Origin of the sequence: Nocardioides sp., assembly GCF_036374615.1 — a bacterium.
Classification (GTDB): Bacteria; Actinomycetota; Actinomycetes; order Propionibacteriales; family Nocardioidaceae; genus Nocardioides.
Genome location: NZ_DASUTK010000120.1, coordinates 1 through 14,061 on the forward strand (window position 1 = coordinate 1; position 14,061 = coordinate 14,061).

The window sequence follows — 14,061 nt, forward strand, 5'->3', positions numbered from 1 at the left end:
GCTCCGGTCACCACGAGCGTGGGTGACACGAGGGTCTGGGCTCCGACGGTGAAGCCGGGGCCGAGCAGGTACGCCGCTGCGAACAGCGTCGCGTTGGGCAGCACCAGCAGCGCGAGCACGGCGAAGAGGGCCATCTCGCCCTGGGAGATCTGCAGCTCGGCGAGCACGTTGAGCGCGGTCGCCGTGTCGAGCAGGAGCGCCACCACGAACGTGGCGAACGACACCAGCAGCACCGTGCGGAGCACCGTCCGACAGCAGGCCACGGTCGCCCGGAGGTTCGCCGGCAGCAAGGCGGTCCAGATCGCGGCGCGGCCGCTGCCGACGGCGATCGCCGAGCCGCCCACGCCCCCGGCGAGCAGCAACGACCAGCCGACCGCCGGCGCCGCGGCCGGCGCGGTCTGAGGTGTCGTGGCGAGCTGGAGTGTGAGCAACACCACGGCGAGGTATCCCGTGACGAAGCAGCCGAGCGTGGCCGGCACGGTCCAGTCACGCTCGCCGTCGGCGATCTGGTCGGCGTCCGGACCGTGCCCGGACACCGAGTGCCCCACGCGTAGGCCGACCCGCCAGCAGGACCAGGCGGCGAGCAGCGTGAGCAGCAACGGCATCGCGGTGACCGCCACGCCGTCGACCCGCACACCCGAGCCGTGCCCGGTGAGCCACCCCAGCGCCCCGACCCGGAGCGCGTCACGCGGCGCACCGTGGGATGCCGCGTCGGAGAGGAACCACCCGGTGACGGCGAGCCCGAGGCAGAGCACCAGCAGCCCCCCGGCGGCGAGTCCGCCGCCGAGCAGCCCGACGGGCAGGAGCGGGCGCCGCTGGCGGGCGTCGGCCACGGAGCCACGAGGTCCGGTGGTGCGAGCGGGGGCCGAGAGCAGCGAAGTCATGGCTCGCTCATCTTGTCGCTGCCGCAAGGCGGTTCGGCGCTCCCACGCCGGTGTGCATATGCACCGCCTCCGCTCGTACAGTGGGGCAGCCATGATCCAGCCGGACGAGTTCGACGCGTTCTACAAGCGCACCAGGACCCGGCTGTTGCTCCAGACCTACGCGCTGACCGGTGACCTTCCGGCTGCTCGCTCGGCGGTGCGGGACTCCTTCATCGTCACGTGGCACCACTGGCGCAAGGTGAGCCGGATGCCCGACCCCGAGGCCTGGGTGCGTCCTCACGCGTGGGCGCAGGCGCAGCGCCGGCACACCGCCCGCCTCTGGCACCGCGACAAGGCCCTGGAGCCCGCCGAGAGGGCAACGTTCGACGCCCTGGGGAAGCTCTCGTTGGCGCAGCGCAAGGCGCTGTTGCTCCACCACCTGACCGCGCTCCCGCCCGCGGAGCGGGCCCGCGAGGTCGGCGTGCCGGTCGCCGAGTCCGACCGTCAGCTCGCGACCGCGACCGAGCGGTTCACGGCCGCCCGTGGCGTGACAGCGGACGAGGTGCCGGGGCTCTTCGAGCCGATGCGCGCCCGGGTCGAGGACTCACGGTGGCCGCGCTCGACCATCGTCCGCCGGGCAGGGGCAGCCCGTCGTCGTACGCACACGCTCGTCGGCGCCCTGGTCGCGGTGGCCGCCGTGTTCGCGTCCGGCAGCCTGGTCAGTGGCGCCACGCTGGAGGGGCAACGGCAGCCGGCCGACACCGGGGCGCGCACCGCGGCCGGGGCCGACACCTCGCCAGAGGTGGCCTTCACGCCCGACCTGCTGCTCACCGGCGACGAGCTGGGCCTGCTGGTCGACGGCCGTTCCTGGCGCGAGAAGCGCACCGGCGACAACAGCGAGGGCTCCGGCCTCGTCACCCCCTGTCAGCAGCGGCGGTACGCCGACCCCGACGGCCTCGCCACCATGGTCCGGACGTTCAGCGCCTCGCCCGGGAAGGGAGAGTCCACGGTGTCCGCGGTCCAGTTCGCCGAGCTGTCCGACACGACGCGTGCGTCGAGACGGGCCTGGAACCGCGCGCTCCAGTGGTACGCCGCGTGCCTGACTCCCCGGACCCAGCTGATCGGGACCCACACGGTCACCGGGATCGGTGACCGCGCCACGCTGTTCCACTTCCGCCGCTGGAAGGACCCGGACACCACCCACGTCGTCGGGGTGGCTCGCACCGGTCAGATCCTCACCATCGTCACGACCAACGCCACCGGTGGGGCCGAGCCGGACCTGAAGGACGCTGCGGGCTTCCTCGCCGCGTCCGTCAACGGACTGTGCACCGCCACGCCCAACGCCCGCTGCGCCAGTGACCCGCAGGTGCGCGAGAGCGCTCCGCTGCGGGTCCAGGCGATGCCCGGGCTGCTGGTCGAGGCCGACCTGCCACCGGTCGCGGGTGTCGACCGGGCCTGGGTCGGTACGCCGCCACTGCAAGCGCGTTCCAACGCGGCCGCCACGGGCTGCGACAGGGCCGACTTCTCGCAGAAGCAGGTCTCGACCGCCATGACGCGCACGTTCGTCATCCCGCGCGCGGGGCTCCCGGAGGCGTTCGGGCTCACGCAGACGGTCGGCACGATGAAGGAGGCGCGGGCCCAGGAGTTCGTGAAGTCCGTGCGTGCCCGGATGGCGTCGTGCGAGGAACGGGACCCCGGCGCCGAGGTCGAGCAGCTCGAGTCGTCCTCCGACGCCAGGACCGACCTCACGATCTGGCGGGTCACCTCCGAGCTGAGCGACGAGAGGTCGGTCACCTACCTGATGGCGATCGCCCGCGACCGGACGAGGGTCGGGCAGGTCGGCTTCGTCCCGGCGCCGGGCGCGTTCATCGAGGCGGGCGACTTCGCGTGGCTGTCGAAGCGGGCGGCCATCCGGCTGCCGCACCTGCCCAGGCCGAGGCGGGACTAGACAGGCCACAACTTCCGGCTGTCCCCCTGCGTCTCCACGGCGAAGGAGGTGCCACGTGAACCGCATCGCCGTGGCCGGCCTCGTCGCCGGCGCCGTCGCCCTCGTGATCGTGCCGGTGGCGGTGATCGCCACCGACCCCTTCGGCCCGCAGACCACCCCCGACCCGGCGGCGCCGTCCGAGCCGGACGGCGCGCCGACCAGGTCGGTTGGTCCGAGCGCCCCGGGTCCGAGCACCTCACCGGCGGACCCGTTCACGCCGGCGGCGTACGACGCCTGGGCCGCGACGATCCCGGACAACCTCGCCATCGCCGAAGGGCTGCCGGCGGACGGCGGCGACTTCGAGCGCTCGCACCAGGCCGTGATCGAGCCGTTCTGCGGCAGGGACGGGGACGTGTTCCCGGTCGATGGCGTCCTCGACGCCATGCACGACGGTGCGGCGGGGCCGGAGTTCGCTGACCGCCGCAGCCTGCGCCTGTACGCCGACGACGCGGCGGCACACTCGCTCCTCGTAGCGGCACGCGAGGCGGCCCACACGTGCGCGAGGGAAGAGCACGGCGACACTCTGTGGCTGATCGAGGTGGCCGACGCCGATCTGGGCGAGGAGGCGCTCCGGGTGGTCCGCACCTACGAGACCGACGGGCTGCCGACCCTCGGCGCCACGTTCTGGCACCTGGTGCGGGTCGGCAACGCCGTCCTGGTGACTGCCCGCAGCGGCGAGTACCTGCCCGGCGAGACGCTCGGACAGGGCATCGCCTCGCACGCACGGACGATCGCCCCGATCATCGACGCGATGTGCGGGTTCAGCGCGGTCGGCTGCGCCGTGGCGAGCGACATCCCCGACTCGTTCCCGCTCGCGGCCGGCTGGCCCGACGACGACGCTGCCGAACCAGGACCGCAGCACGGGCTGCGCGGACCGAACCGCTCCCTCGAGCCACTGACCTGGGACATGTGCGGCGCGTCCTTCACTCCCACTGGCGCCCGCGACCGGCTGCGCGCCGACTGGAACAACGTCGAGGACCACCGCGCCCGCGAGCTCATCACGTTCGAGGACGCCGAGGCCGCGGTCGTCTTCACCGGCTCGCTCTTGTCCTTCTGGCGCGATTGCCCCCGCCAGGAGCACGACGACGGCTACGCGTCGGTCAACACGGTCCGCCCGACCGGGGTGGGAGGTGAGTCATGGGCCCTGCTGCGGTGGAGCGAGTACGACGGCTCGCCCGGCGTGGGCCTCACCCTCGTGCACGTGACCCGGCTGGGCCGGGCGGTGCTGATCGACCAGGCCAGCAACGAGGGCAGCCGGGACTTCGCCGACGAGCAGGTCGACGCACAGATCGTCGAGTCGGCTGCGGTCGTGTCCGCGATGTGCGGCTTCACAGAGGCCGGCTGCTGACTGCGCCTAGGTGCTGACTCCTGCAGCCTCGATCAGCTCCGCTGCGGCCGCCGCAGCCTCCTCGGGTCGGACCAGCCAGTGCAGGTGGCCGCCCTCGAGCCGGCGGGTGGGCCAGCCGGCACCCTCCGCTCGGTCGAGCTCCGCTGCGTAGGTCTCGCCGAAGGCGAGGTAGGCGCGCGAGCCGCCCTCCCAGGCGGGCGGCAGCGTGACCTCGGCGTCGACGTACGACATCGGCGCCTGGGGTGCTTCCGCATCGATCCGCTCGAACCAGTCACCGGGCAGCGAGTCGGCGTAGTCCGGTCGCGGCCACCAGCGGGTCCACGGTGGGAGAAGACCCTCGTCATCGGCAAGGCCGTCGAGGAAGTCGCGAAATCTCGCAGGTGCCAGCCGGGTCACCGGCCCGGGTTCGGGCAGGGCCGCGTCGACGAAGACGATCGGAGCGCCACCGCACGCGCCGCTCACCACCGGAGCCAGGTAGCCGGCGTTGCTGTGCGGCAGCAGGACCGCGCCGGGCTGCGTCAGGCGGGCCCAGACCTCGACCAGCGTCGATGCGTCCGGCGGTCGTGGGACAGGTGCCAGGACGGCGTCGAGCCCGTCGGCTCGCAAGGCCGCGACCCACGGCTCGTAGGCCACCTCGGGCAGGAAGGGGCTCGGAAGCACCAACGCCCTCACAGCGTGCACGAGCGCGGGCTCAGCGCGCCTCGACGCCCCGTTCCTTCAGGATGGCCCGCATCAGGTCGGCGGTCTCCGAGGGCGTCTTGCCCACCTTGACCCCGGCCGCCTCGAGCGCCTCCTTCTTCGCGGCGGCGGTGCCGGAGGAACCTGACACGATCGCGCCGGCGTGACCCATGGTCTTGCCCTCGGGTGCCGTGAAGCCGGCGACGTACCCGACCACCGGCTTGGTCACGTGGTCCTTGATGTACGCCGCAGCCCGCTCCTCCGCGTCACCGCCGATCTCACCGATCATCACGATCGCCTCGGTGTCGGGGTCGTTCTCGAACGCCTCGAGCGCGTCGATGTGGGTGGTGCCGATGATCGGGTCGCCACCGATGCCGATCGCGGTCGAGAAACCGAAGTCCCGCAGCTCGAACATCATCTGGTAGGTCAAGGTGCCCGACTTGGAGACCAGGCCGATCGGGCCCTTGCCCGCGATCGTGTGGGGTGTGATGCCGGCCAGCGACTCCTCTGGCGTGATGACACCCGGACAGTTGGGCCCGATCATCCGCGTTCCCGCGTGGTTGCCGGAGCCCTGGAGGTAGGCGAACACCGCAGCGGAGTCCTGGACCGGCACGCCCTCGGTGATCACGACCAACAGGCCGATGCCCGCGTCGATCGCCTCGATGCAGGCGTCCTTGGTGAAGGCCGGGGGGACGAACACGACGGACACGTCGGCGTCGGTCTCCTTCATCGCCTCCTCGACCGTCCCGAAGACCGGCAGCTCCTGACCACCGAGCTCCACCGTCGTGCCCGCCTTGCGGGCGTTGACGCCACCGACGATGTTCGAACCGGCGTCCAGCATCAGCGTGGTGTGCTTCGAACCCATGCCTCCGGTCATGCCCTGGACGATGATCCGGGAGTCCTTGTTCAGGTAGATCGACATCTTCTTCGCTCTCCGTCTCGTCGCCGTCTCAGCGGTTCGCCAGCTCGGCGGCCTTGTCGGCCGCGCCGTCCATCGTGGCGACCTGGGTCACCAGGGGGTGGTTCAGCTCGTCGAGGATCGCCCTGCCCTGGGCGACGTTGTTGCCGTCGAGCCGTACGACGAGCGGCTTGGTCGCCTCGTCGCCGAGGATCTCCAACGCACCCTTGATGCCGTTGGCGACCTCGTCGCAGGCGGTGATACCGCCGAACACGTTCACGAACACGCTCTTGACCTGCTCGTCGTGGATGATCACGTCGAGGCCGTCGGCCATCACCTGCGCGTTCGCCCCGCCGCCGATGTCGAGGAAGTTGGCCGGCTCGACTCCCCCGTGCCGCTCGCCGGCGTACGCGACGACGTCGAGGGTCGACATCACCAGTCCGGCGCCGTTGCCGATGATCCCCACCTGGCCGTCGAGCTTCACGTAGTTGAGGCCCTTGTCCTTGGCCTTGGACTCGAGCGGGTCGGACTCCTCGCGGATCTCGAAGCGAGCGTGGTCCTCGTGCCGGAAGTCGGCGTTGTCGTCGAGCGACACCTTGCCGTCGAGTGCCTCCAGCTTGTCGCCGGTCAGCCGGGCCAGCGGGTTGACCTCGACCAGCGTGGCGTCCTCCTCGACGAACACGGCCCACAGCTGCTGGAGCATCTGGATCGCCTGGTCGCGCAGAGGCGCGGGGAAGCCGGCCTCGTCGACGATCGCCTCCGCCTTGGCCGCGTCGACCCCGGTGAGCGCGTCGATCGGGATCTTCTTCACGGCGTCCGGGTTGGTCTTGGCGACCTCCTCGATCTCGACGCCGCCCTCCACACTGGCGATGCACAGGTAGGAGCGGTTGGCGCGGTCGAGCAGGTAGGAGAAGTAGTACTCCTCCTCGATCGAGGCGCCGGGCACCACCAGGACCCGGTTGACCGGAAGACCCTTGATCTCCAGGTCGAGGATCGCGCGAGCCGCCTCCTCGGCCTCCTCGGGAGTCTTGACAACCTTGACGCCGCCGGCCTTGCCGCGGCCGCCGGCCTTGACCTGGGCCTTGACGACGCTGACGCCGCCGATCTCCTCGGCCGCCGCGCGGGCGTCCTCGGGCGTCATGACGGTCGTGCCGAGCGTGACGGCCACGCCGTGCTTGGCGAAGAGCTCCTTCGCCTGGTACTCCATCAAGTCCACTGTCCGACCAGTCCTTGTCGTGTCGACGAGAGCGGGGGTGTTCGCGCTTTGCACCCTAGCCGCGCGAAGCGGTGGGCGGCAGGTCGGGTCGGCGGCTGTGCGGTCACCGGGCGGCACTTGAGTCGCGCGGGACTGCGGCACTCGAGTCGCACGGGAGCGGCACTCGAGAGCCGCAGGCACCGAACGAACGGCCGCTCGCACGCGACTCAACAGCCGCAAGCGCGCGATTCAACGGGGGTTGCGGCCGGGCCGCCACCGCGCCAGTCGGTCGTGCGCCAGCGCGGCACGGGCCGCGGCATGACCGGGGGCGCCGTGCACCGCTCCCCCGGGGTGCGCAGCGGCCGAGGCGAGGTAGAGCCCCGGCACCCCGGTCTCCGTCCGCCCGCGCATCGCCGGAACCGGACGGAACACGAGCTGCTGGTGCAGCTGGGCGGTGCCGCCGTTGAGGGCGCCGCCGACCAGGTTGCGGTTGCGCGACTCGAGCTCGCGCGGCCCGAGGACCCGGCGGGCGAGGATCCGTTCGGAGAAACCGGGAGCGAGGGCCTCGATCTGGGCCTGCATCCGGTCTGCGAAGCGCTGGCACTCGTCGTGGTCCCACGCGCCGCGGATCCCGCCGTTCCCGGCGTCGGTGACCGTCTCGTCCGGCTGCGGAACGTGTGCGTACGCCCACATCGACTCGGTCCCGGGCGGCGAGCGGGTCGGGTCGGCCGTGGTCATCTGGCCGACGAGGAGGAACGGAGCGGACGGGACGGCACCAGCGGCGACCTGCGTCAGCGCCGTCGTCATCTCAGTGACGGAGGCGGAGACGTGCACGGTGCCCGGCGCCGCCGGAGGGGGTGTGGCCCAGGGGACCGCGCCGGACAGGGCCCAGTCGACCTTGACCGTGCCGGGGTCCAGCCGGAACCCGCTGATCTGCCGGGCCAGCCGGGGCGGCAGCTCCTCGGCCGCGAGCAGACTGCCGGCCAGGGCCGGGAGCGAGGTGTCGGCAAGGACGGCCCGCCCTGCGAGGTGCTCCTCACCGTCGCTGGTCGCGACCCCGGCTGCCCTGCCGTCCTTCACGAGCACCCTCGTCACGGCGCGACCGCACTCGACCTGCCCGCCGCTGCCCGTCAGCCGTGACACCAGGGCCCCGGTGAGCATCCCGGCCCCACCGACCGGCACCGGGAACCCGACCCGTTGCCCGAGCATGCAGAGCAACAGCCCGAAGAACCCGGATCCGGGTGAGGCCAGCGGCAGGTCCGCGTGACCGGCGTTGCCGGCGAGCAGCAGGCCGGGACCGGGGCCGCGGAAGGGACGTGCCAGGTCGACGGCAGGCAGCAGCAGGGTGCGCACCAGGTCCAGCCCACCCGTGCGTGCCACCGCCGCGAGCAGCCTCGGCGTGGGACGCAGCGGGGGGAACGGCGTGAACAGTCCCGCCAGGAGCGGCTTCTCGATCCGGTCCCAGGTCTCGCACAGCGCGAGCCACGACTCTCCGTCGCCCGGCGCCGCTTCGTCGAGTGCTGCCGCAGTGCGCGTGCGGTCGCGGTAGAGCATCGTCCACCGTCCCTCGGTGGCGTGCCCGAGGACGGCCGGCGCGTGCGTCCACCGGAGCCCGTGCGCCTCCAGCTCCAGGCCCGCCAGGATCGGCGAGGCCGCCCCCAACGGGTAGAACGCGCTGAAGGTGTCGTGCACGAAGCCCTCGTGCACGTCGCGATCGCTACGGACGGCCCCGCCGGGCGTCGGCTGCTCCTCGAGCACGAGCACCGACCAGCCGGCATCTGCCAGGAGGTTGGCTGCCACCAAGCCGTTCGGCCCGGCTCCGACGACGACGGCGTCGTGGACCGTCATCGGGTGCCGCGGCGCTCCGCGACGTACGCCAGACGCCGCAGCGTTTCCGTGTTGCGCCAGCCCAGCAGCGGGTGTCGAGCCACCGCCGGGATGAGCGTCGCAGGCCCCGCCACGACGTCCTCGCGCAGCTCCACGTGGGTGCCGGTCCCCTCGGGCTCGAGCAGGAACTCGACCTCCGCCTCCCCGGACGGCCACGCGCGTGCCCGCAGCCGCAACCGCGACGGCGGCTCGGCGGCCAGCACGGTCGTGTGGTCGTTGATCAGGGCCGGCCAGCTGCCCACGGAGTGGTGCAGCCGCGATCCCGGCTCGGGCCAGCTGTCGTCGACCTCACGCATCCGAGAGGCCCCCACGACGAACAGCGGGTAGAGCCAGCCGTCGGCGAGCACCGACCAGACGGTGTCGATGTCGGTCGCGATGACGCGGGACGTGGACTGCATAAGAACCGGTACCCGGGGCCGGACCGTTCATGCCGGGCATCATCGGACCCGGGGCGGGTACGAGGCCGGTCATGACGCGACCTCTCGCACTCGTCACCGGTGCCTCGACGGGCATCGGTGCCGCCTTCGCCCGCCTCCTCGCTGCGGAGGGGTACGACCTGCTACTCGCGGCGGACGAGCCCGCCGTGCACGACGTGGCGAAAGAGCTCGACGGCACCGGTCGCAGGGCGGAAGCCTGTGTGGTCGACCTCGCGGACCCGCAGGCCGTCCACCGGCTTCACGACATGGCGCACGGCTTCGGACAATCGGTCGACGTTGCCGTGCTCAACGCGGGCATCGGGGTCTGGGGCCGGTTCGACGAGGTCGACCTCGACACCCAGCTGCGGGTGGTCGACCTCAACGTGCGCTCGACGGTCCATCTCGCCGTACTCCTGGCGCGTGACATGGCGGCCGCGGGCCGAGGTCGGATGCTGATGGTCGCCTCGATCGCCGGCAAGGCGCCGGGCCCGGGCCACGCCGCGTACGCCGCCTCCAAGGCGTTCGTGCACAGCTACGCCGAAGCCGCGCGTCACGACCTGCGCGGCACCGGCGTCTCGGTCACGTCGTTGCTGCCGGGGCCCACTGCGACCTCGTTCTTCCGTCGCAACGATATGGAGGAGGCGCGGGTCGCCCAAGGACCGCAGGCCAGTGCGGAGACCGTCGCCCGGCAGGGGTACGAGGCGATGATGCGCGGCCGGGACATGGTCGTGGGTGGCCGGTTGTTCCACCGGGTGCAGACGATGTTCTCCGGGTTCGTGCCGGACCGCCTGGGGGCCGCGATCGCCTCTCGCGAGACCGAGCGCGTGGGCCCGCCTCAGGAGTAGAGCCCGGTCCGCCGCTCCGGGGCCGCGTCACGCGTGGGCGAAGTGCTCGGCGACCCAGCCCGTGATCTCGTGGGTGGCCGCTCCGGGCGTGAACACCTTGGCCACGCCGAGCTCTTCCAGGACGGGGATGTCCTCGTCGGGGATGATCCCGCCGCCGAAGACGACGATGTCGGAGGCGTCCCTCTCGGCGAGCAGCTCCAGCAGCCGCCTGAACAGCGTCATGTGGGCACCCGAGAGGACCGAGAGGCCGATCAGGTCCGCGTCCTCCTGGATCGCGGTCTCGACGATCTGCTCGGGCGTCTGGTGCAGGCCGGTGTAGATGACCTCGTGCCCCGCGTCTCGCAGCGCGCGAGCGACGATCTTGGCGCCACGGTCGTGGCCGTCGAGACCGGGCTTGCCCACCACGATCCGGATCCGGCCGGGCTCGGGCGTGGTAACGCTCATGGCCGCAGGCTAACCGACCCGGATACCGACCGTTCCTCCTCGCACGTCATCCACAATGGGACACCAGGAATTCCCCTGCCGTGACCCATCCGTTACAGTCTCTGCTCGTTGTCTCCACCCCCGACACATTGGGAGCACACACGGATGGGAAACCATCGGGCGGATCGTCGCGGCCTGAGCCGTGGCCGCTCGGCGACCCTGGCGGCGCCCGCAGCGCCTCCAGCGCCTGTCGCGGGTTCTGCTCCCGGTCGGCGCAAGGCCAGCAGGCACTCCGGTTCACGCGGCCCGCTGTTCCGCGGCCTCCCCCCGGTTCCCGTGGTTCTCGGCATCGCGGCGCTGACCGTCTCGGCGGGCGGCGCCGTTGTCGTGTCCGACCCGGCACTCACCGTCGCGTCCGACGACCGCGTGATGGCGGCCAGTGCCCTCGGCGGTGCCACCGGCCAGTCCAGGAACGACCTGCTGTCCGGCCGCAGGACGGTGTCACGCAGCTCTGACCGCCAGGCTCTCGCGAGCGCCGCCGACTCGCCCCTCGTCGCCGAGGCGGAGGAGCTGTCGAAGCAGCGCGACGCGGCCCTGGCCGAGTTCGCCGCGCTGGCGGAGCGGCAGTCGAAGAAGATCGCGCTCAACCGCTGGGTGCTTCCGGTCAACCCGTCGGTCACGACGGCCACCTTCGGTGAGTACGGTCTCTGGGCCAGCTACCACACCGGCCTCGACTTCAACGGGTACGAGGGCCAGGAGTTCATGTCGATCGCCAACGGCGTGGTCACCTCCGTCGGTTACGACGGCTCCTACGGCAACAAGACCGTCGTCACCCTCGAGGACGGCACCGAGATCTGGTACTGCCACCAGAGCAGCTTCGGGGTCAGCGAGGGCGAGGAAGTCCGGTCCGGTGAGGTGATCGGCGCCATCGGCTCCACCGGAAACGTCACCGGCTCCCACCTGCACATCGAGGTCCGCCCCGGCGGCGGTGACCCGGTGGATCCGTACGCCGCGTTCATCGTGCACGGCGTCACCCCGTAGTCGAGTCTCGTCGGCACGACACCGGGTCTCGACGCGTCGGTTCGCCGGCTTCGCAGGCTCAGCCGACGACTCCTTGCTCGACCACCATCAGCAGTTCTTCGGCGCTCCGCGCCTCACAACTTCTCGACCGGCGCGTACCGCAGCAGCAGCCGCTTCACGCCCTCGCTGCCGAAGTCGATCGACGCGACCGCCTTGTCACCGGCGCCTTCCAGCGCCACCACCGTGCCGAGGCCGAAGCTGTCGTGCTGCACGCGGTCGCCGGGGTCGAGCGAGGGGATGTCGCGGGTGGACCTCGCCTTGGAGGCCGCATCGGCCCGCGCCGCGGCGGCCGAGAAGTTCCGTCGACCGGCGGGGGTGGGCGAGCCCCAGGAACGGCTCCCGACCGTCAGGTCCGGGCGGTGCCACTGGCTCTGGGCCGCCTCGGTACGCCGCCAGTCGACGAGGTCGACCGGCATCTCGTCCAGGAACCGCGAGGCCGGGTTGTGTGACGGCGCGCCCCACGAGGAGCGGACGACGGCCCGCGACAGGTAGAGCCGCTGCTGGGCGCGGGTGACCCCGACGTACGCGAGCCGGCGCTCCTCCTCGAGCTCGGGCTGGTCGCCGAGGGAGCGGGCGTGCGGGAAGACCCCGTCCTCCAAGCCGGTCAGGAACACCACCGGGAACTCGAGTCCCTTGGCGGTGTGGAGGGTCATCAGCGTGACGACGCCGGTGTCGTTGTCACCGGGCTCGTCGGGGATCTGGTCGGTGTCGGCGACCAGGGACACGCGCTCGAGGAACTGGTCGAGACCGGTGCCGCCCCCGAGGGCAGCGGCGTCGGGGTCGTCGGCGAACTCGCGCGCGACCGCCACCAGCTCGGCGAGGTTCTCCAGCCGGGTCTCGTCCTGCGGGTCGTCGGACGCCTCGAGCTCCGTGAGGTAGCCGGAGCGGTCGAGGACCGACTCGAGCACGACGTCGGGTCGCTCCCCCGCCTCGACCATCGACTGGAGCTCCTCGACCATCGCGACGAAGCCGGTGATCGCGTTGTGCGACCGGGACGCCAGCCCGGGCGCCTCGTCCGACCGGCGCAGCGCGTCCCAGAACGTGATCCGATCCCGCTCGGCGAGAACGGTGACGCACGCGACGGCCCGGTCGCCGATCCCGCGTTTGGGTGTGTTGAGGATCCGACGCAGCGAGATCTCGTCGGCGGGGTTGACCAGCATCCGCAGGTAGGCCAAGGCGTCGCGCACCTCGCGCCGCTCGTAGAAGCGCACGCCGCCAACGACTTTGTAGGGCTGACCGGTCCGGATGAACACCTCCTCGAAGACCCGCGACTGCGCGTTGGTGCGGTAGAAGACCGCGACGTCTCCGGCCCGCACGCCCGCCTGGTCGGTGAGCTTGTCGATCTCGTCGGAGACGAAGCGGGCCTCGTCGTGCTCGTCGTCGGCGACGTACCCCACGATCCGCTCCCCGGCGCCCGCGTCGGACCAGAGCCGTTTCGGTTTGCGGCCCTTGTTGTGCGTGATGACGGCGTTGGCGGCGTTGAGGATGGTCTGGGTGGAGCGGTAGTTCTGCTCGAGCATGATCGTCTCGGCGTTCGGGAAGTCCTGCTCGAAGTCGAGGATGTTGCGGATGCTCGCGCCCCGGAACGCGTAGATCGACTGGTCGGCGTCGCCCACGACCATCAGCTCGCTCGGCTCGACCCGCTCCGCCTCGGGGTCGAGGTCCTCGGGGTCGTCGGCACAGAGCTGGTGGATCAAGGCGTACTGAGCGTGGTTGGTGTCCTGGTACTCGTCGACGAGGACGTGGCGGAACCGGCGCCGGTAGCTCTCCCGCACGTCGGGAAACGCCTGGAACAGGTGGACCGTCGTCATGATCAGGTCGTCGAAGTCGAGTGCGTTGGCGTCCTTGAGGCGGCGCTGGTAGATCGCGTACGCCGCGGCGCAGGACTCCTCGAAGTGGTTGCGAGCCTCGCGGGCCGCCTCCTCGTGGTCGCGCAGCTCGTTCTTGTGGTTGGACATCCAGTGGAGCAGGACATTGGGCGGGTGCCGCTTCGGGTCGAGCTCGAGGTCCTTCGCGACCAACGTCATCAGCCGCTTGGAGTCGGCAGCGTCGTAGATCGAGAACGACGACTTGAAGCCCAGCTTGTCGATCTCCTTGCGGAGGATCCGCACGCACGCCGAGTGGAACGTGCTGACCCACATGATCCGGGCCCGCCGCCCCACCAGCGCCTCGACCCGCTCCTTCATCTCGGCGGCGGCCTTGTTCGTGAAGGTGATCGCCAGCACCGAGCCGGGGTGCGCCTGGCGCTCGGTGATCAGCCACGCGATCCGCCGTGTGAGCACCCGGGTCTTGCCGGACCCCGCACCGGCCACCACCAGCAGCGGTGCGCCGGCGTGGACGACGGCCGCACGCTGCTGCTCGTTGAGCCCCTCGAGCAGCTCCTCAGGCGTCGGCCCCCGGCGGGTCGTCCGCTCACCCTCGACGCCGCCCTCGTCGGCGGC

The 14,061-nt window shown here is 71.6% G+C and carries 12 protein-coding genes; 4 read left to right on the forward strand and 8 right to left on the reverse strand.

All coding sequences use genetic code 11. The annotated features are described in order from the left end of the window. Positions 1 to 884 (reverse strand): DUF6350 family protein (locus VFZ39_RS09785; RefSeq protein WP_330865555.1); only part of this gene is annotated, 884 nt, incomplete at its 3' end. 91 nt (positions 885 to 975) lie between these two features. On the opposite strand from VFZ39_RS09785, the gene VFZ39_RS09790 reads away from it, so the two are divergent. Next, positions 976 to 2,811, forward strand: coding sequence for a hypothetical protein (locus VFZ39_RS09790; RefSeq protein WP_330865556.1), 1,836 nt, complete (start codon positions 976 to 978; stop codon positions 2,809 to 2,811). A gap of 55 nt (positions 2,812 to 2,866) precedes the next feature. Continuing rightward, complete coding sequence (locus tag VFZ39_RS09795) at positions 2,867 to 4,198, forward strand: hypothetical protein (protein WP_330865557.1); 1,332 nt, start codon at positions 2,867 to 2,869, stop codon at positions 4,196 to 4,198. 6 nt (positions 4,199 to 4,204) lie between these two features. On the opposite strand, the gene VFZ39_RS09800 is transcribed toward VFZ39_RS09795, so the two are convergent. The 5 genes from VFZ39_RS09800 to VFZ39_RS09820 all read right to left on the reverse strand — a co-directional run bounded on the left by VFZ39_RS09800 (position 4,205) and on the right by VFZ39_RS09820 (position 9,254). Then, complete coding sequence (locus VFZ39_RS09800) at positions 4,205 to 4,858, reverse strand: hypothetical protein (RefSeq protein ID WP_330865558.1); 654 nt, start codon at positions 4,856 to 4,858, stop codon at positions 4,205 to 4,207. 31 nt (positions 4,859 to 4,889) lie between these two features. After that, positions 4,890 to 5,798, reverse strand: coding sequence for a succinate--CoA ligase subunit alpha (gene sucD / locus VFZ39_RS09805; RefSeq protein ID WP_330865559.1), 909 nt, complete (start codon positions 5,796 to 5,798; stop codon positions 4,890 to 4,892). A 28-nt stretch (positions 5,799 to 5,826) separates the two neighbouring features. Beyond that, positions 5,827 to 6,990 (reverse strand): ADP-forming succinate--CoA ligase subunit beta, encoded by a 1,164-nt coding sequence (gene sucC, locus VFZ39_RS09810; RefSeq protein WP_330865560.1) that lies wholly within the window; start codon positions 6,988 to 6,990, stop codon positions 5,827 to 5,829. A gap of 228 nt (positions 6,991 to 7,218) precedes the next feature. Further along, positions 7,219 to 8,817, reverse strand: a complete 1,599-nt coding sequence (locus VFZ39_RS09815) for an NAD(P)/FAD-dependent oxidoreductase (RefSeq protein WP_330865561.1) — start codon at positions 8,815 to 8,817, stop codon at positions 7,219 to 7,221. After that, positions 8,814 to 9,254, reverse strand: a complete 441-nt coding sequence (locus VFZ39_RS09820; RefSeq protein WP_330865562.1) for an SRPBCC family protein — start codon at positions 9,252 to 9,254, stop codon at positions 8,814 to 8,816. Before VFZ39_RS09820 ends, VFZ39_RS09815 begins: the two co-directional genes overlap by 4 nt. A gap of 71 nt (positions 9,255 to 9,325) precedes the next feature. Here VFZ39_RS09820 and VFZ39_RS09825 point away from each other — a divergent pair, with 71 nt between their 5' ends. Next, a complete protein-coding gene (locus tag VFZ39_RS09825; protein WP_330865563.1) occupies positions 9,326 to 10,117 on the forward strand; it encodes an SDR family NAD(P)-dependent oxidoreductase in 792 nt (263 codons plus the stop codon). 27 nt (positions 10,118 to 10,144) lie between these two features. Here VFZ39_RS09825 and VFZ39_RS09830 read toward each other — a convergent pair whose 3' ends face one another. Next, on the reverse strand, positions 10,145 to 10,561 hold the full coding sequence (locus VFZ39_RS09830) for a cobalamin B12-binding domain-containing protein (RefSeq protein ID WP_330865564.1): 417 nt from the start codon (positions 10,559 to 10,561) through the stop codon (positions 10,145 to 10,147). Between the two features lie 315 nt (positions 10,562 to 10,876). Between VFZ39_RS09830 and VFZ39_RS09835 the strand changes: the two genes are divergently transcribed. After that, positions 10,877 to 11,581, forward strand: a complete 705-nt coding sequence (locus tag VFZ39_RS09835; protein WP_330865565.1) for a M23 family metallopeptidase — start codon at positions 10,877 to 10,879, stop codon at positions 11,579 to 11,581. 113 nt (positions 11,582 to 11,694) lie between these two features. Here VFZ39_RS09835 and pcrA read toward each other — a convergent pair. Next, positions 11,695 to 14,061, reverse strand: a 2,367-nt coding sequence (gene pcrA, locus VFZ39_RS09840) for a DNA helicase PcrA (RefSeq protein WP_414690284.1), incomplete at its 5' end; no start/stop codon positions are given.